This window comes from Pedobacter sp. AJM (assembly GCF_002197755.1).
Taxonomy (GTDB): domain Bacteria; phylum Bacteroidota; class Bacteroidia; order Sphingobacteriales; family Sphingobacteriaceae; genus Pedobacter.
Genome location: NZ_NHOT01000003.1, coordinates 1,162,292 through 1,180,354, shown reverse-complemented (window position 1 = coordinate 1,180,354; position 18,063 = coordinate 1,162,292). Strand labels below are relative to the sequence as shown.

Here is an 18,063-nt window from a genome sequence, read left to right as displayed (position 1 = left end):
CCCTCACTCCTACAATATTTTCTTAAATTTGCAGTCTTAAATAATTCAAAATGCCTGCAATTTCATTCTTTACAGAATCCATACGTTATAATTTACCGCAAAAACTTAAAGTAAAAAAATGGGTTAAAGAGACTATTGAAAAAGAAGGTTTTAAATTGCAGGAACTCAACTTCATTTTTTGTAGCGATGAATACTTACTGGGTATTAATCAGCAATATCTCAATCATGATACCTATACAGATATTATCACCTTTGATAACTCAGAGGAAGAAAAACTGATTGTAAGTGATATTTTTATCAGCATAGAACGGGTTAAAGAAAATGCCAAAACCTTTAAAACAAACGATTTTGATGAGGTTTGCCGTATCATGATTCACGGAACATTGCATTTACTGGGCTATAAAGATAAAGGCAAAGCTGCTAAAACCATAATGACACAAAAAGAAGATGAATATCTTAGTTACAGAAGCAAATCCGGAATTATCCTCTAATTAAATTTTTGCAAATGCAAGGGCTTCTTTAAATGCATCGAAAATTTTCTTATTATCTCTTCGCAACAATGTGGGATTCATTTTTACCTTCACAAAGCCATCCTCTTGAGGCTGACCAAAAATAATGTTGTGTTCAGCTCTTAACCTTCCATTAAGTTTTTGAGCATCAATGGTTTTGTCTACCGCAACATTAAACTGATTCGTACCATTTTCAAACGGAATAAATGTTAACCCTTTCAGTTGCTTCATTTGTAACATAAAATCACTTGCTTTAGTCATTACCTTATTCATCACTTCATCAATATTGTTTAAATGATGTAGTGCCATTGCCGCACTTGGCCAGTTGGTAAAAATCCCACCTCCATGTATTTTAATCAGATGGTGCATTTGATCAATAACCACTTTATCGCCACATAAAACAGCGCCACCTGTAGCGCCCAGATATTTATATAAGCACATGTAAACCGTGTCAAAATAAGAAGCGTATTCTTTAACTGTGGAATGGGTGAAAGCCGTAGCCATATGCAAGCGGGCACCATCTAAATGCATCTTATAGCCTTGCTCCTTACACCATGCTGAAATCCTCTTCATTTCACTCAAGGGAAAAGCTTGATTAAAGGTTCTTCTAACTGGTGTTTCTATTGAAACCGCTCCAATAGCACCAAAAAAAGCTTCGTTTTCTTTATGATACCTAACCGATTCCTTCAATTCTTCTAAAGTAAAGTAAGTTTTACCTGTTGCAAGCGGAATTAATCTTTTATTAAATAAGGTTTGTGCTGCATCTGCCTCATCACGGTACACATGGCTTGTTTCCTGAACAAAAGCTTTCGTATTATTTCCACATAAAACACTTATAGCCAATTGATTCGCTAATGTTCCGCTTGGAAGATAAACGGCGGATTCCTTCCCTGTTATATCCTTAAACTTATTTAATAGCTTTTCTACAGTAGCACCTTCACCATAACTATCTCTTTCTATAGGATTTAAGCTATTGATTTCCTGAAGTTTCTGTATAAAGTCTTCAGGACGATAAAAAATTCCATCATTAATGAAATATACTGCCTCACTGTCTTTTGAGACTTGACCGTTTTTTCCACTGAATGCATTCAAAGGCATTGACGATGCGATCAATGGCAATGTAGACAGTGTAGATAATTTCAGGAAATCACGTCGCTTAAATTCAGACATATCATTAGATTTAGAAGCTTTCAATTTCTACTTTTTCTTTTTAAAATCCAATAGTAACTATATAATCATCACCTAAATCAATCTATTCTTTCTTACCTGTTTGTCTATTACTTGGCGGCGTTCATCGATGATTAATATACACTTGTATAATAGAACGTTCATGCCTGCAACTTTTCAAGCATGTGTTAGTCTTATTTATAGAAAACATGCCGATGATTTGAAAATACTAATCAATCATCATAAAAATATAGTTTAGTTTTAGTTAATGATAGAAGCAGCGGCGGAGCGAGTCCAGCCGCTGTTTTCGTTCTAAGAGAAATTACTGGAACCGTTATGGCCAAGTAATTCCAATAACAATCAATAATTTGCCATTTTTAACTGATACATAGCTACTTTGAAACATCTATGTACCCTACCAATTATTTTATCCTTACTTTTGCACTAATTTTCCTTTATAAATCCGAAATACAAAAAAATTGAGCACACTAATTGCGGCAGAAGGCTTAGGTCATGGTTATCATGATGAATGGCTATTTAAAAATTTAACCTTGGGTATTAACTCTGGTCAGCGTGTAGCGTTGGTTGGTATAAATGGCGCTGGTAAGAGTACACTTTTAAAACTATTGGCAGAAAGATTCCCTCCGCTCGAAGGAAAAATTGTAAAAAACAAAGCTGTTAAAATTGGCTTTTTAGATCAGGAGCCTCAGTTTACTGAAGGTTATTCTATTAGCGATCATATTTTTTCTTTAGAAAACAAGCAGCAACAGTTGATCAAAGAATATGAGGAATTAATTGAAAATCCGGATCCAGACGAAAAAACGCTGAATCGGTTATATGAAGAACTCAGCGAGCACAATGCCTGGGAGTATGAGCATGAGATCAAAACCATTTTGAATAGAATGGGCATTACTCATTTGCAGCAAAAAATCGCTACGCTTTCGGGTGGACAAAAGAAACGATTGGCCTTAGCCAAGTTACTCATTGAAGATCCTGAGATTTTAGTTTTAGATGAGCCAACCAACCATTTGGATATTGACACCATCGAATGGCTGGAGAAACTGTTGACCACTGGTCAGAAAACAATCTTATTAGTTACTCACGATCGATACTTTTTAGATAATGTTTGTAATACCATCATCGAATTAGACAGAGGTAAGATTTTCAATTATAATGGAAACTACGCGTACTTTTTAGAAAAAAAATCTGAAAGAGAAGCTTTAGATGCGACTGTATTACACAAGAACCAGCAGCTATTAAAAAAAGAATTGGAGTGGATGAGACGCATGCCACAGGCTCGTGGAACAAAATCCAATGCCAGAATCAATGCTTTTTATGATCTAGAAGAGAAATCTAAGAAAAAGTCTGATAATCAGAGTATTAACCTTCAGATGAAGATGTCTCGCCAGGGTGGGAAGATTATTGAGGTTGAACACATTGCAAAATCCTTCGACGATCGTTCAATTATAAACGATTTTAGTTACACCTTTAAAAAAGGAGATCGAATTGGTTTAGCCGGTAAAAATGGTACAGGAAAATCTACTCTCTTAAATATTATTACCAGTCAATTAGCTCCTGATGCTGGAAAAGTTGATACTGGTGAAACTACCGTTTTCGGTTACTATAAACAAGGTGGTTTAACCTTCGATCCGAAAGAACGGGTAATTGATATCGTTAAATCAGATGCCGAATATATTAAGATGGCAGATGGTTCTGTGATCACAGCTTCTGCCCTATTAACGCTTTTCCTCTTCCCGCCAAAGAAACAACACGGCATGGTAGAAAAATTAAGTGGCGGTGAAAAAAAGCGACTAAACCTCATGAAAGTGTTGATGCAGAATCCTAATTTTTTAATTCTGGATGAGCCAACGAATGATTTAGATATAGACACCTTAAATGTACTTGAAGAATTTTTAGAAAACTTTCCGGGTATATTAATGCTTGTTTCCCATGATAGGTACTTACTCGATAAGATGAGTGATCAGTTATTTATTATGGAAGGCGAAGGTGTAGTAAAAATATATAATGGCAACTATTCTGAATATCGTTTAAGTTTAGATCAACCAAAAGTTAAAGAAACAAAAAAAGTTATTGTACCAATAGCAGAATCTACTCCAATTAAAGCTGTAAAGAAATTAAGTTTCAAAGAACAAAAGGAACTGGATGATAGTGAAAAGGCAATGAACGAAGCTGAACATAAAATCGCTGAATTAACTAAAATGCTCAACAATATTGATTCATCCGATTACGTTAAAATTCAAGAAATTTCCTCAGAGATTGAAACCTTAAAAATTAAATTAGATGATTTAACCTTACGTTGGTTAGAATTATCAGAGTAAAAAGTCATTTTCAAATATGTTTCACGTGAAACATATTTGAAATAATACTAAAAACATAATTGTTTCACGTGAAACAATTTAAATAAAGATTAAAATGTTTTCAAAATATGATTTGATTGTGGTTGGTGCAGGGCATGCAGGTTGTGAAGCTGCTGCTGCTGCTGCTAACTTAGGATCATCAGTTTTATTAATTACAATGAACATGGGTACTATTGCCCAAATGAGTTGTAACCCTGCAATGGGCGGTGTAGCAAAAGGACAGATTGTTCGTGAGGTAGACGCATTAGGAGGATATTCAGGTATAATCTCTGATAAATCTACTATTCAATTCAGAATGCTAAATAAATCTAAAGGCCCTGCGATGTGGAGCCCCAGAGCACAGATAGATCGGATGCGCTTTGCTGAAGAATGGCGACTGGCATTAGAAAGCACACCAAATGTTGATATGTGGCAAGACAATGTAGTTGGTCTATTGGTAAAAGATAATACTGTATATGGCATAAAAACATCTTTAGGAATTGAAGTAGAAAGCAAAGCAGTTGTATTAACCAATGGTACATTTCTTAATGGTGTAATGCATATCGGTGAGAAAAAATTCGGCGGAGGTAGAACAGCAGAAAGAGCATCAACCGGAATCACAGAACAATTGGTAGAGCTGGGCATGGAATCCGGAAGGATGAAGACCGGTACCCCACCCCGTGTTGATGGAAGAAGTTTGGATTATACCAAAATGGAAGAACAATGGGGAGATGAAAATCCAGGTAAATTTTCTTTCACAGATACAGAGGTTTCAAAAGATCAAAGATGTTGCTGGATTACCTATACCAATAGTGAAGTTCATGAAACCTTAAAAGAAGGTTTTGAAAAATCACCTATGTTTACTGGTAGAATCAAAGGTTTAGGACCAAGATATTGTCCATCTATAGAAGATAAAATAAACCGCTTTGCAGAACGTGACAGACACCAGATTTTTGTAGAACCTGAAGGGTGGAACACTTGTGAAATTTATGTAAATGGTTTTTCAACCTCTCTTCCGGAAGATGTTCAACAAAGAGCACTTAGATTAATTCCCGGATTTGAAAATGCCAAAATGTTCAGACCTGGTTATGCGATAGAATATGATTTCTTTCCACCTACACAATTATTACTCACCTTAGAAACCAAATTAATTAATAACTTATTTCTAGCCGGACAGATTAATGGAACTACCGGTTATGAGGAAGCGGCTTGCCAAGGATTCATGGCGGGGATTAATGCACATCAGAAAATTAACGATCAGCATGAATTAATCATGAAAAGATCAGATAGTTATATTGGTGTTTTAATTGATGACTTGGTTACTAAAGGGACAGAAGAACCTTATCGAATGTTTACTTCAAGAGCTGAACATCGTTTACTATTAAGACAAGATAATGCAGATATTCGTCTCTCTCCTATTGGCCATCAGTTGGGATTAATTTCAGATGAGCGTTTAGAAAAAGTTAATCAGAAAGTTGCTGCTGCAGACGCACTGGTAAAATTTACGAAAAGTCAGGGTATAGAAATGATTGATGCTAATCCAATGCTTGAAAGCCTGGGATCTAGTTTGCTTAACCAAAATGTAAAAATTCATAGTTTGGTTGGAAGACCGCATGTAGGTTTACAGGATATTATAAAAGTTAGTAAACTACTTGCAGAAAATACAAAGGATTTAGATCAAGAAACAATTGAACAAGCTGAAATCAAAATTAAATATGAAAGCTATTTCGAAAAGGAAAATGAAATCGTGGCTAAAATGTTGAAGATGGAAGATAAAGAAATCAAACCAGATTTCGACTATAATAAAATAGTTTCCATTTCAAAAGAAGCCCGTGAAAAGTTATTTAAGATTAAACCACGTACTTTAGGTCAGGCATCCCGAATTTCAGGTGTTTCACCGTCGGATATATCTGTTTTAATGGTTTATATCAATAAGTAGCTGATAATCAATGTTTTAAATAATAAAAAGCAGACGTTATATTAATTGATTTAAGCGAATAAAAAATATTTTTAATGATAATATTCAAAAACAATAGAAAATACATTATATCGATTAAAACATGCCAAATATAAAAGATCAATATTTGAACGTTAAAAATATCTTACTTGTAGCAGTGATGTTATTATTATTTGGCTGTGCAAGTATTCAAACTCCTCAGGGTGGTCCTAAAGATACAAAACCTCCAAAGGTTTTAAATATGACGCCCAAAGATCTGACCAGAAATTTCAATGCAAAAAAAATCGTTATTGAATTTGATGAATTTATTAAACTTAATAATGAGTTTAAAGAATTTTCAATTTCTCCCGATCAGGAACGTCCGCCAATTTTAAAGGCGAGAAAGAGAATCCTTCAAATTGAGTTACAAGATTCACTGGAGAAAAATACAACCTATACATTGAACTTTGGAAAATCAGTGGCCGATATTAATGAAAATAACATCATCAAAAATCTATCATATGTTTTTTCAACCGGTTCTAAAATTGATTCACTATCCATTAGTGGAAAAGTGGGTAATGCCTTAACAGGTGTATTAGAAAAAGAAGCCGTTGTTTTTATTTTACCTATTGAACGGGATACCTTATTTGGAAAAAAACGTGCACCTATTTATACGCTAACTGACAGCTCCGGAAATTATAAACTGAATAATTTACGTCAAGGTACTTATAAAGTATATGCCTTAAAAGAAAGTGAAAGTGGAGGCGATAAAATATATCAGCAACTTTCTGATGAAGTTGGGTATATTAAAGAACCGCTGGTTATTGATAAAAATATTGAAAATGTAAATTTACAGGTATTTAAGGAAGTGGCCCCTGAATTTAGAATATTGGATAGAAAACTGAATAATGATGGAAGTATATCTTTAATCTTTAATCAACAATTAAAGGCTCCAAAAATAACAGTTATGGAACCTCCGGCAGCTGACGTAGGAAAGAAAGTTTTTTTTAGCAAAATGAAGGATACCGCAAAAGTATGGCTAACTGATCTTAGTTTCGATTCTGTTAAACTGGCCATTCAAGATCAGGGAAAGGTTTTGCAAACGGTCAATTTTAACCGCGGGAAGAAAGATAACTACACAAGGGATCTAACAATAACTGACAATATCACCTCAGGAAAGCTTAATCCATATCAGCGATACACATTGACCTTTAACTTTCCCGTTAATAGTGCAGACCCTTCGAAAATTACCTTATTGGAAGATTCAGTTAAACGAACCAACTTTGAACTCATTAAGGATAGTGTAGACTTTTTAAAATATTATATCAAATATAGCTGGCGCAATAAGCGAACCTATGATATTAAGTTTGCACCTGGCGCCTTTACAGCCATATTTAATGCTAAAAATAAGGAAATCAATAAAAACTTCAAGCTGGAGACTATTGACAGCTATGGCACACTAGCTTTAAATATCACGGTACCTGACACTACGAAAAGCTATATTGTTGAATTTATTGATGAAAAAAAGAATCCGATTAAAGGATATACGGTGTCTAAAAACAGTATCATCAATTTTGCCAATTATCCCGCCGGAAAATACTTTATCCGGGTAATTTATGATGAAAATAAAAACGGCATCTGGGATACCGGAAATATAAAAGCAGGTACACAACCAGAAAAAATCTGGTATTCTCCTGATGAAAAATCACTCCGTGCAAATTGGGAAAGGGTAGATAATTTAACTATTCCACCCCCTCCAAAAGAGTAGTTATGGATGGGTAAACCAATTAGAATACATGATATAATTATCTGGTAATTTATTTAATAAAGCCTTTTGCTCTTCAGTAACAGGCTTTATTTTTTTAGCCGGTGTTCCTGCATACAGGTAACCACTTTCGCATATGGTATTTTCTAAAACAACAGAACCTGCTGCTATAATACAATACGATTCAACCACAGCATGATCCATTACAATAGCACCCATTCCGATTAAAACATGATCCTGAATGGTACAGCCATGTACAATGGCATTATGGCCTACGGATACCCTGTTACCAATATGTGTGGATGCTTTTAAATAAGTGGCATGGATGACCGCGCCATCCTGAATGTTGGATTCATTTCCGATTGTAATGGCATTTACATCACCCCTGATCACCGCATTAAACCATACAGAGCAATTATCCCCAAGTATTACATCGCCAACAATGGTGGCATTTTCTGCAATGAAATTATCCTTTCCTATTAATGGATATTTATCTTTTACCGGCAGTATTAAAGGCATAACATGATTTTAAGTCACCTGAATTCATTTCAGGGTATTTAAGCATTGTTTAATATATCAGACGCTGAATTGTTCAGCATGACGATACTATTTAAAAAACGGTATCAACTAAGTCATTGGCATGGTTTGGATAATCCGTTGTAAAATGTAATCCCCTACTCTCTTTGCGCTGCATAGCTGACTTAATAACGATATAAGCGGTTTGTATTACATTTCTCAATTCGCAAAGTTTAACCGAAACTTTATTTCTTTTATAAAATTCTTCTGTTTCTTGATATATCAGGAATAAACGACGGTGTGCACGTTCCAAACGAAAATCAGAACGGACAATACCAACGTAATCACCCATAATTTTTTGCAGCTCCCTTAAATTATGTGTTACCAGAATATCTTCATCTATTTGAATCACACCTTTAGAATCCCATTCCGGAATATGCTCCGGGATAACGTTATTTTTAAAATTTTCTATCGCATCCTGGAAAATGCGGTGTGCAAATACTGTTGCTTCTAATAAGGAATTAGAAGCAAGTCTGTTGGCACCATGTAAACCAGTTGATGAACATTCACCACAAGCATAAAGATTTTTGATAGATGATCTTCCATATTCATCAACCAGAATACCACCACACATATAATGCGACGCTGGTGTAACCGGAATATAGTCTTTAGTCATATCTATCCCAATGGATAAACATTTGGCATATATATTTGGAAAATGCTTCAGAATATCAGCTTTACTGCGCATGGTAATGTCCAGATAAACAAAATCATCACCAGACTTTTTCATTTCATTATCTACGGCTCTGGCTACAATATCGCGTGGTGCCAGTGATTTACGTTCATCATATTCATGCATAAATTCTTCGCCGTTTTTACGTCGCAATACACCGCCAAAACCCCGAACAGCTTCAGAAATTAAAAATGAAGGATATTCCCCAGGATGGTATAAAGCGGTTGGATGGAATTGAATAAACTCCATATTCCTCACTTTTCCTTTTGCACGGTAAACCATCGCCATCCCATCACCAGTTGCAATTACTGGATTTGTTGTGGCCGAATACACATGACCGGCACCACCGGATGCCATCACAGTTACATTTGCCACAATCTTTTCCACATCGTTAAGCTCTGTGTTAAAGGCATATACACCATAACAGTTAATATCTTCGGTACGTTTATCCACAAACTCACCTAAGTGATGCTGGGTAATTAACTCCAATGCAAAGTAATGTGTTAATATCTCTATGTTGGAATTGTCATGTATTTCATTTAGTAACACGCGCTCAATCTCATAACCAGTGATGTCTTTATAGTGCAAAACACGGTGTTCAGAGTGCCCACCCTCTTTAGCCAAATCATAAAAACCGGAGTTATCCTTATCGAAGTTGATACCATAGTCGATGATCTCCTGAATTCGCTGAGGACCCTCTTTTACAACGATTTCCACAATTTTTTCATCACATAAACCATCACCGGCAATAAGTGTATCCTGGATATGCTTATCAAAAGAATCACCTTTATCTACCACTACAGCTACTCCACCCTGAGCGTATTTTGTATTGGATTCATCCTCATTTGATTTGGTAATAATTAAAACCTTACCAAATTTCGCAGCCTTAAGTGCAAAACTTAAACCTGCTATGCCTGAACCAATTACCAGAAAATCTACTTTTCTCATTTAAAAAACATTTACTTTATCAACGGTGTTGATAACTATAGAACAACTGTTAGCTTTATGTATAAATAATGCTAACAAATAAATTTGAATGTTTAAAGCTACTCTAAAAAGGCAATTTGCCACAATCTTTTACCCAATTTTTGAGCATCTTTTAGTAAGTAATTAACTTTTCACACACTTATAAACAATTAACATTCCAATATTGATAAGATTTAAGTTGTTTTTTGATAGTGCTGAAAATCAATCTGATCATATTATAAATATGTAATCTAAATGTTAGTAAACGATTAACAACTTAGATAAACGAATGAATTTTCTAAACTTGCCAACAATACTAACACACTAATAAACAAACAAGATTTATTTATTTTAAATAACTTATTAATTATTGAGACGTGGAAAGCTTTATCTTTGACCAACGTCAAAATTCAAAAAAGGAAAATTTAAGATGAGCATAGATGTTTTAGAAGAAATCAACAAAAAAGGTTTTGTAGAGGAAGAAATTGATCCAACGCTAGATCTCTTTGTTGAAATTGAAAAATTAAAGAAGGAAAAAAATGTCATTATCCTGGCGCATTATTACCAAGAACCTGATATACAAGATATTGCGGATTATATTGGGGATAGTTTAGGTTTATCACAGGAAGCTGCTAAAACAGATGCAGAAGTGATTGTATTTGCCGGAGTACATTTTATGGCTGAAACAGCCAAGATATTATCACCATCAAAAAAAGTTTTATTGCCTGATGTTAAAGCAGGCTGCTCACTGGCCGACAGTTGCCCACCCCATTTATTCAAAAAATTTAAGGAAAAATATCCAGATCATTTAGTGATAACCTACGTGAATTGCACGGCAGAGTTAAAGGCACTAAGTGATATTGTTTGTACCTCTACGAATGCGGTTCAAATTGTAGAAAGTTTACCAAAAGATCAGAAAATCATTTTTGGTCCCGATCGTAATCTTGGTGCCTATGTAGCGAAGAAAACTGGAAGGGATTTGGTACTCTGGAATGGTGCCTGTATGGTTCATGAAATTTTCTCTCAGGAGAAAATTACCAAATTAAAAGAGCGCCATCCAAATGCGAAATTTATTGCTCATCCTGAATGTGAAGAGCCTGTTTTAAGAATGGCTGATTACATTGGATCCACTACTGGACTTTTAAAATATGCCATTGCCAATCCGGCAACAGAATTTATTGTGGCTACGGAGAGTGGAATTATTCACCAGATGGAAAAGGCTTGTCCGGACAAAACATTCATTCCGGCACCGCCAAATAACAGCTGTGCTTGTAATGATTGTCCATACATGAAAAGAAATACTTTAGAGAAACTGTACTTATGTTTAAAAAATGGTTCTCCGGAAGTAACTGTTCCAGCGCATATTATAGAAAAAGCGCGTAAACCGATTCAAAGAATGTTGGATATTTCAGCAGAATTAGGTCTTTAAAAAAATTGCTACCGAAACACGGATGAAATTGATTTGATTCATTCTGTGCTTCCGCTGTTAAAAGGATTATCAATGAAAATAAACAACATTATTAAAAATTATTCTGACTTATTATGGCTTTTGGCGGGGATTACCGTTGGAAGCATAGTTGGTTTAATTTTTGGGAAAGGTGTTGAAAGCATAAAACCTTTAGGTGACATATTTTTAAACCTGTTGTTTACAGCGGTAATTCCACTGGTATTTTTTGCCGTATCATCAGCGATAGCAAATATCGACCGAAGTAAAAAACTAGGAAAATTACTCATTATTATGGTGTTGGTTTTCTTATCTACCATTGTAATTTCTGCGGTGTTGACACTGGTAGCGACCAGAATTTTTCCTATAAATCAGGCTTTGGGAAATAACCCAATTTCAATAGAAAAAGAAAAAATTCAATCTTTTGGTGAACAAATGACCCAGCTGCTAACCGTTGGCGAATTTTTTGAGATCGGAAGCCGGAAAAATATGCTGGCACTGATTATTTTTTCAGTTTTAGTCGGATTTTCTACCCTTTATTCTGGTAAAGAAGGTGATGGATTTAAATTTTTTTTAGTATCAGGTAATGAGGTAATGAAAAAACTGATCATCCTGATTATGAAATTAGGGCCGGTTGGTTTAGGTGCTTATTTTGCTTACCAGGTTGGTGTCTTCGGACCTCAGCTGTTTGGTACTTATGCCAAAGCTTTGGGCTTATATTATGGTGTTGCTGCATTTTATTTCATTGTATTTTTTACTTTATATGCTTTTATAGCCGGGGGTCTTAAAGCCATAAAAATATTCTGGAAAAATAATATTGTGCCCTCATTAACCTCAATTGGTACCTGCAGCAGCATTGCCACCATCCCGGCAAATTTAAAAGGCACACTTGGAATGGGCGTTCCGGCTTATATTGCCAATGTGACGATTCCACTGGGTTCAACTTTACATAAAGATGGTTCCAGTATCAGTTCAATTATAAAAATAGCGGTTGTTTTTGCTATTTTTGGTAAAGATCTGGTTCATGTTGATACCATTATTTTGGCATTGGGCATTACTGTTTTAGTCAGTATTGTAGAAGGTGGAATTCCAAATGGCGGCTATATTGGTGAGCTATTAATGATTTCTGCTTATCAATTGCCACCTGAAGCACTTCCTCCTGCTATGATTATTGGTACTTTAGTAGATCCTATGGCCACTTTATTAAATGCTACCGGAGATAATGTTGCCGCTATGTTAATTGCCCGGTTTACTGAAGGAAAGAACTGGATGGAACATAAGCAAATAACTTAACAATTGTCATCCTGAGCTTGTTGAAGGAATTTTATAAAAACCCGGGGCTTGGCTCTGTTAATCATCATTTTAAAATTAAAGATTTTAGGTAAAAAATATGTTTGAAAATAAAGAACGCACAGATATAAATGAATTAGGTGAATTTGGTTTAATTAAACACCTGACTACAAATTTTAAAATCAGAAATGATTATTCGGTAAAAGGTGTTGGTGATGATGCTGCTGTATTAGATGCAAAAGGGAAACAAACTTTAGTTTCTACCGATTTACTTTTAGAGGGAATTCATTTTGATTTAGCTTATGTGCCTTTGATGCATTTAGGTTATAAAGCTGTTCAGGTAAACCTGAGTGATATTTATGCCATGAATGGTAAAGCCAGTCAGATTACAGTTTCACTGGGATTATCGAGCAAATTTCCATTGGAAGCCGTAGAGGAAATTTATAAAGGAATTGAGCTGGCCTGCAATAAGTTTAATATTGATTTAATTGGTGGAGATACTTCTTCAAGTAAACAAGGATTGGTTATTAGCATTACCAGTATAGGCTATGCTGATGCGGATAAAGTGACTTACAGAAACGGTGCGCAGGAAAATGACTTGCTATGTGTTTCTGGTGATTTAGGCGGAGCTTATGTAGGACTTCAAATACTGGAAAGAGAAAAATTGATTTACCTGGAGAATCCTCAAATTCAACCTGATCTGGAAGGGAAAGATTATATCATTGAAAGACAACTGAAACCTGAAGCCAGGATGGATATTGTTGCACTTTTGGAAGATATGAATATTAAACCCACTTCAATGATTGATATATCAGATGGTTTAGCTTCTGAAATTTTGCATTTGGCTACAGAAAGTGATAAGGGAATTACGATATATGAAGATAAAATTCCGCTAGATCCAATGACTTATGAGACAGCCCGCGAATTAGGTATTGATCCAACGGTTTGTGCGCTAAGTGGCGGTGAAGATTATGAATTGCTGTTTACGATTAGTCAGGAAGATTATAAAAAATTAAAGCATGATGTTGATATCACTGTAATTGGCCACGTAACAGATAAAAATTCAGGATGTAAAATGGTTTCTAAATCGAACAATGTTCACGAGCTGAAAGCGCAGGGCTGGAATGCTTTTAATAAGTAGAAAAAACGGTTGTCATTGTTTAAGATGAATAACGAAGCAATCTTTTAAAGTGTCTTTCACATGAAAGATTGCTTCATCCCCTTAATACAAAATTCTGGCCTTTGTTTGCGATCACGCTACCCGATTAGGTAATTTTTTATTCCTCCTCCAAGTACCTAATATCAATCTGCTTAGTTGCCTTTGCACCTAATTTCTTAATTTTTTCAGAAGTGTTTGTCAGATTTCCTGAACCCACAGAAAGTTTATTAAGTGCCTTTTCGTAAGCATCCTGCCCATTTTTAATGTGTTTACCAATGTTTTCCATGTCAGCAATAAAGCCTACAAACTTATCATACATGGTGCCGCTTAAACGGGCAATTTCCATCACATTTCGGTTCTGTCTTTCCTGCTTCCAGATACTGGCAATGGTGCGTAAAGTAGCCAGTAAAGTAGAAGGGCTTACAATAACCACCCGTCTATCCCAGGCAAAATTAAATAATTCGGCATCTTTTTGAACGGCAATACTAAAAGATGATTCAATCGGAACAAAGAGCAAAACAAAGTCAGGTGAATTAATTTGATACAAATCCTGATAGTTTTTAGAAGATAATTCCTGAATGTGATTCTTAATAGAGCCCAGGTGTGCTTTTACATAGCCTTCACGCGCTTCATCCGTCTCAGCAGATACAGAGCGCTCATAAGCTATCAGGCTAACCTTAGCATCAATAATAAGGTGTTTATTATCAGGAAGGTCAATTACCACATCAGGCTGGTATCGGACGCCTTCAGCAGAAGTATGCGAAGCCTGAATACGGTATTCCTGATCACGAACTAAACCCGAACGTTCCAATATCCTTTCCAAAATAACTTCACCCCAGTTTCCTTGCTTTTTATTATCACCTTTAAGCGCCTTGGTTAAGTTATTGGCATCTTCCTGAATCATTTTACTTTGAATCTGCAATTCTGATATTACACCTTTCAGAATGTTTCTTTCGTCAGATTCCGCTTTATACACCTTTTCCACTTTATCTTCAAAGGCCTTGATATTTTCTTTTAGTGGATTAAGAATTAAATCTAAATTGATTTTATTTTGCTCTACAAACCGGGTTGATTTCTCTTCCATAATTTTATTGGCAATGAGTTCAAAATCCTTATTAAGTTTCTGCTGAGATTGTTCATAGCTTGCCTTTTGCTCTACCAGTTTTTCTTTTTCTGCAATGTAAAAAGACCGGGTACTTTCCAGTTCTCTATTGGCATCAGCCAGGCGATCGCGTTCACTTTGCAATTCATCAATTAATCGCTGTTGCTCCATTTTCAATAAATTTGTGATGTGTTCCTTTTCTGAACTGGTATTGGAAACCCGCTCCTCTGCTTTTGCCAGACTAATTTTCAATGACTCATTCTCCGCTTTTATTTTCTCATAATCATCAGTAGAGATTAATGATAAAGATGATTTGGAGTTTTTAAAGAAAAGGGCAACCATTACGATTAAGATAATGAGTAGAAGGGCAATTGAAGCGTATTCCATAATGATAAAAATTTTAGTAAAAATGAATATTTTATATTTATTTACCAAAATAATTTGCTAAACAAGATCTCTTATCATCTGTTAAAAAGGATTAAGAAACATATTTATTAAGAATCTGCTTTCAAATTTCTTAATATTGAATATTAATTATTAAGATGAACAAATTAACAGTACTTATTTCTTGTCCCGATCAGGTAGGTTTAGTAACCAACATTACCCGTGTATTGGCATCACATCATCTTAACATTGTTGCCATGCGTGAATTTGTGGATGAGGCAAATAAAGCATTTTTTACACGTATTGCGTGTACAGGAAATTTTGAAGAGACAGTAAAATTAAAAGAAAAGCTACTGGAAAACCTGCCCAATAATGCTGAAGTGAATTTAATTACGGAGCAGGAAAAACAGGTAGCCATTTTAGTCACTAAAGAATATCATTGCTTATCTGAAATTCTGATTAAAAATCAATTTAAAACATTGGGTGCGAATGTTCAATGTGTGATTGGTAATTATGAAACACTTCGAAACTTTACAGAAAAGCTGGGTATTCCTTATTTCTATGTATCGCATGAAAATAAAGATAAAGAACAATTTGAATCAGAGATAAAGGGAATTATCAATCAATTTGATATTGATTATCTGGTTCTTGCAAAATTTATGCGTATTCTTTCTGCTGATTTTGTAAAAGATCATGCGGGTAAGATTGTCAATATTCATCATTCATTTTTGCCTGCATTTATTGGTGCAAATCCATATCGGCAAGCGTTTGAACGTGGTGTGAAAATAATAGGTGCAACAGCTCATTTTGTTACGGATAATCTGGATGAAGGGCCCATTATTACGCAGCACACTACACATGTAGACCATAACTTTGGTGTAAAGGAAATGATTCGGGCAGGAAAAGAAATAGAAAAAAAGGTACTTCTTGAAGCATTAGAATTAATTTTTGAAAACCGGGTATTTGTTAGCGGAAATAAAACAGTCGTTTTCAAATAACTTCATTTAATCATAGCGTTATGTAGATTAAACTTTGCTTACATCGGGTAGGATATAGATTCTTGATGTTCAATTTTTGATACAGGTAATTTCGACGGCTTAATTCTGTTAACACTAAATAATCATCACTTAAAAGTAAATATGAACATACTGTATCTCTCTCGTAGTTTAGCTTATTGAAAAAGCTTTTTTAAAATATTTTCCTGAAGGATATATTAACTATATACTCAATTATTTTAATTGAATAAATGTGCTTTTATATTCAGGAGAGCTATGTTTTAGTCACTAGCATGGAATAAAATTTACAATTTGCTAAAATATCAATGGTTGAGATTCATTGTTTCAAATCACATTAGGAAGACTTCAATAAAATCATATCTGATTTAAAAAATGAAATATTTTTCGGGTTATTAAAAGCATGCTTGATAAGCTATGTATTTAGTATTTATCGCATTAAATAAATGGGGAACGCTTTTTGATATACAGTTAAATGAAAAACATACAAAAAAATGGGAGTTTATTTAATATTAATCATCCCGGTATTATTGCTGAGCATGTTTGTACAATGGCGATTTAGAAATAAATTTTCTCAGTATGCCGAAATGCAAATCAGCTCTGGTTTATCGGGCAAGGAGGTAGCAGAAAGAATGCTGCATGATAATGGAATTTACGATGTGAAAGTGATGAGCACCGAAGGACAATTAACCGATCATTATAATCCATCAGATAGAACCGTAAATCTAAGTACAGATGTATATTACAGCCGCAGTGTTGCCGCGGCCGCTGTAGCCGCACATGAATGTGGACATGCGGTTCAACATGCCAAATCTTACTCCTGGCTTAACTTAAGAAGTACTATGGTACCTTTGGTTAGTATTTCATCTAATCTGTTGCAATGGGTTTTATTAATTGGTGTTATGCTATTGGTTGTTAATGTTACACCAATTGTTTTGGCCATTGGTGTTTTAGGACTGGCCTTGGTTACAGTATTCAGTATTATAACCCTTCCGGTAGAGTTTGATGCCAGTAACCGTGCATTGGCCTGGTTAAAAAATAATCAGGGTGTTATGCAAACGCAGGAAGAAAACAGGCAGGCTAAAGATGCATTGTGGTGGGCAGCCATGACTTATGTAGTGGCAGCAGTTGGTGCCTTAGCCAACCTTCTTTATTATGCGTCCATGTTATTTGGAAGAGGCAGGGATTAAAATATCAGATTATAAAAGTACATACGGTCGGGAATCAATTCCGGCCGTTTTTGTTTAATGATCTGAACCAAAGGGAACAGCCTTAACGTTTCTATAAAAAATAATGATATTTTATCTGTTGAAAATTAAATTAATTCAATTTGTAAGGGGCAACCAACTGGAATTCAGGAATATTCACTTCAAACTCTGAACCATCTACATCTCGTTTCATCAGATAGGCACCCTTCATGCTACCCATATCTGTTTTTAAATTACATCCTGAAACATATACGTGGGTATTCCCTGGCTGAATCACAGGCTGTAAACCTACAACGCCCTCGCCTTCAACTTCTCTTCGGCTACTATTGGAATCAAAAATAAACCATTGTCGACGTAATAATTGAACGGCATAATCAGAAAGATTAGCGATTTCTACCCGATAAGCAAACATAAAATGTTCATTAGCCGGATTGGAATATTCTGGCTGGTAAATCGTTTCTACTGAAACTTTAACTCCATCTGTAATTGCTGTAACCATGGTAATATACGAATG

Annotated in this window: 14 protein-coding genes; 9 read left to right on the top strand and 5 right to left on the bottom strand. The window is 35.1% G+C overall.

Annotated elements, in window-relative coordinates; genetic code table 11:
* Positions 1-50: 50 nt before the first annotated feature.
* A complete protein-coding gene (gene ybeY, locus CBW18_RS10835) occupies positions 51-491 on the top strand; it encodes an rRNA maturation RNase YbeY (RefSeq protein WP_088301287.1) in 441 nt (146 codons plus the stop codon).
* On the opposite strand, the gene CBW18_RS10830 is transcribed toward ybeY, so the two are convergent.
* On the bottom strand, positions 492-1,679 hold the full coding sequence (locus CBW18_RS10830; protein WP_088301286.1) for a low specificity L-threonine aldolase: 1,188 nt from the start codon (positions 1,677-1,679) through the stop codon (positions 492-494). It lies immediately after the preceding gene.
* A gap of 476 nt (positions 1,680-2,155) precedes the next feature.
* Here CBW18_RS10830 and CBW18_RS10825 point away from each other — a divergent pair, with 476 nt between their 5' ends.
* The 3 genes from CBW18_RS10825 (at position 2,156) to CBW18_RS10815 (ending at position 7,737) form a co-directional block, all read left to right on the top strand.
* Positions 2,156-4,015: an ABC-F family ATP-binding cassette domain-containing protein gene (locus CBW18_RS10825; RefSeq protein WP_088301285.1), complete on the top strand. Its 1,860-nt coding sequence runs from the start codon at positions 2,156-2,158 to the stop codon at positions 4,013-4,015.
* 94 nt (positions 4,016-4,109) lie between these two features.
* Positions 4,110-5,972 carry a tRNA uridine-5-carboxymethylaminomethyl(34) synthesis enzyme MnmG gene (mnmG, locus tag CBW18_RS10820; RefSeq protein ID WP_088301284.1) on the top strand — a complete coding sequence of 621 codons (1,863 nt, stop codon included), beginning with the start codon at positions 4,110-4,112 and terminating at the stop codon, positions 5,970-5,972.
* 121 nt (positions 5,973-6,093) lie between these two features.
* Positions 6,094-7,737, top strand: a complete 1,644-nt coding sequence (locus CBW18_RS10815; RefSeq protein ID WP_088301283.1) for an Ig-like domain-containing protein — start codon at positions 6,094-6,096, stop codon at positions 7,735-7,737.
* Here the strand turns inward: CBW18_RS10815 and CBW18_RS10810 are convergent, their stop codons facing one another.
* Positions 7,738-8,253 carry a gamma carbonic anhydrase family protein gene (locus tag CBW18_RS10810; RefSeq protein WP_088301282.1) on the bottom strand — a complete coding sequence of 172 codons (516 nt, stop codon included), beginning with the start codon at positions 8,251-8,253 and terminating at the stop codon, positions 7,738-7,740.
* A gap of 91 nt (positions 8,254-8,344) precedes the next feature.
* Positions 8,345-9,931, bottom strand: coding sequence for an L-aspartate oxidase (gene nadB, locus CBW18_RS10805; protein WP_088301281.1), 1,587 nt, complete (start codon positions 9,929-9,931; stop codon positions 8,345-8,347).
* Between the two features lie 448 nt (positions 9,932-10,379).
* Here nadB and nadA point away from each other — a divergent pair, with 448 nt between their 5' ends.
* The 3 genes from nadA to thiL all read left to right on the top strand — a co-directional run bounded on the left by nadA (position 10,380) and on the right by thiL (position 13,824).
* Complete coding sequence (nadA, locus tag CBW18_RS10800; RefSeq protein ID WP_088301280.1) at positions 10,380-11,378, top strand: quinolinate synthase NadA; 999 nt, start codon at positions 10,380-10,382, stop codon at positions 11,376-11,378.
* A 72-nt stretch (positions 11,379-11,450) separates the two neighbouring features.
* Positions 11,451-12,686: a dicarboxylate/amino acid:cation symporter gene (locus CBW18_RS10795; protein ID WP_088301279.1), complete on the top strand. Its 1,236-nt coding sequence runs from the start codon at positions 11,451-11,453 to the stop codon at positions 12,684-12,686.
* 97 nt (positions 12,687-12,783) lie between these two features.
* Positions 12,784-13,824 (top strand): thiamine-phosphate kinase, encoded by a 1,041-nt coding sequence (gene thiL / locus CBW18_RS10790; RefSeq protein WP_088301278.1) that lies wholly within the window; start codon positions 12,784-12,786, stop codon positions 13,822-13,824.
* A gap of 136 nt (positions 13,825-13,960) precedes the next feature.
* Here thiL and rmuC read toward each other — a convergent pair whose 3' ends face one another.
* The gene (gene rmuC / locus CBW18_RS10785; RefSeq protein ID WP_088301375.1) at positions 13,961-15,331 is read right to left on the bottom strand and encodes a DNA recombination protein RmuC; all 1,371 of its coding nucleotides are present in this window, start codon (positions 15,329-15,331) and stop codon (positions 13,961-13,963) included.
* 155 nt (positions 15,332-15,486) lie between these two features.
* On the opposite strand from rmuC, the gene purU reads away from it, so the two are divergent.
* A complete protein-coding gene (purU, locus tag CBW18_RS10780) occupies positions 15,487-16,326 on the top strand; it encodes a formyltetrahydrofolate deformylase (protein WP_088301277.1) in 840 nt (279 codons plus the stop codon).
* Positions 16,327-16,835: 509 nt separating this feature from the next.
* Positions 16,836-17,531: a zinc metallopeptidase gene (locus CBW18_RS10775; RefSeq protein ID WP_088301276.1), complete on the top strand. Its 696-nt coding sequence runs from the start codon at positions 16,836-16,838 to the stop codon at positions 17,529-17,531.
* Positions 17,532-17,661: 130 nt separating this feature from the next.
* On the opposite strand, the gene apaG is transcribed toward CBW18_RS10775, so the two are convergent.
* Complete coding sequence (gene apaG, locus CBW18_RS10770) at positions 17,662-18,048, bottom strand: Co2+/Mg2+ efflux protein ApaG (RefSeq protein WP_088301275.1); 387 nt, start codon at positions 18,046-18,048, stop codon at positions 17,662-17,664.
* Between the last annotated feature and the right edge of the window lie 15 nt (positions 18,049-18,063).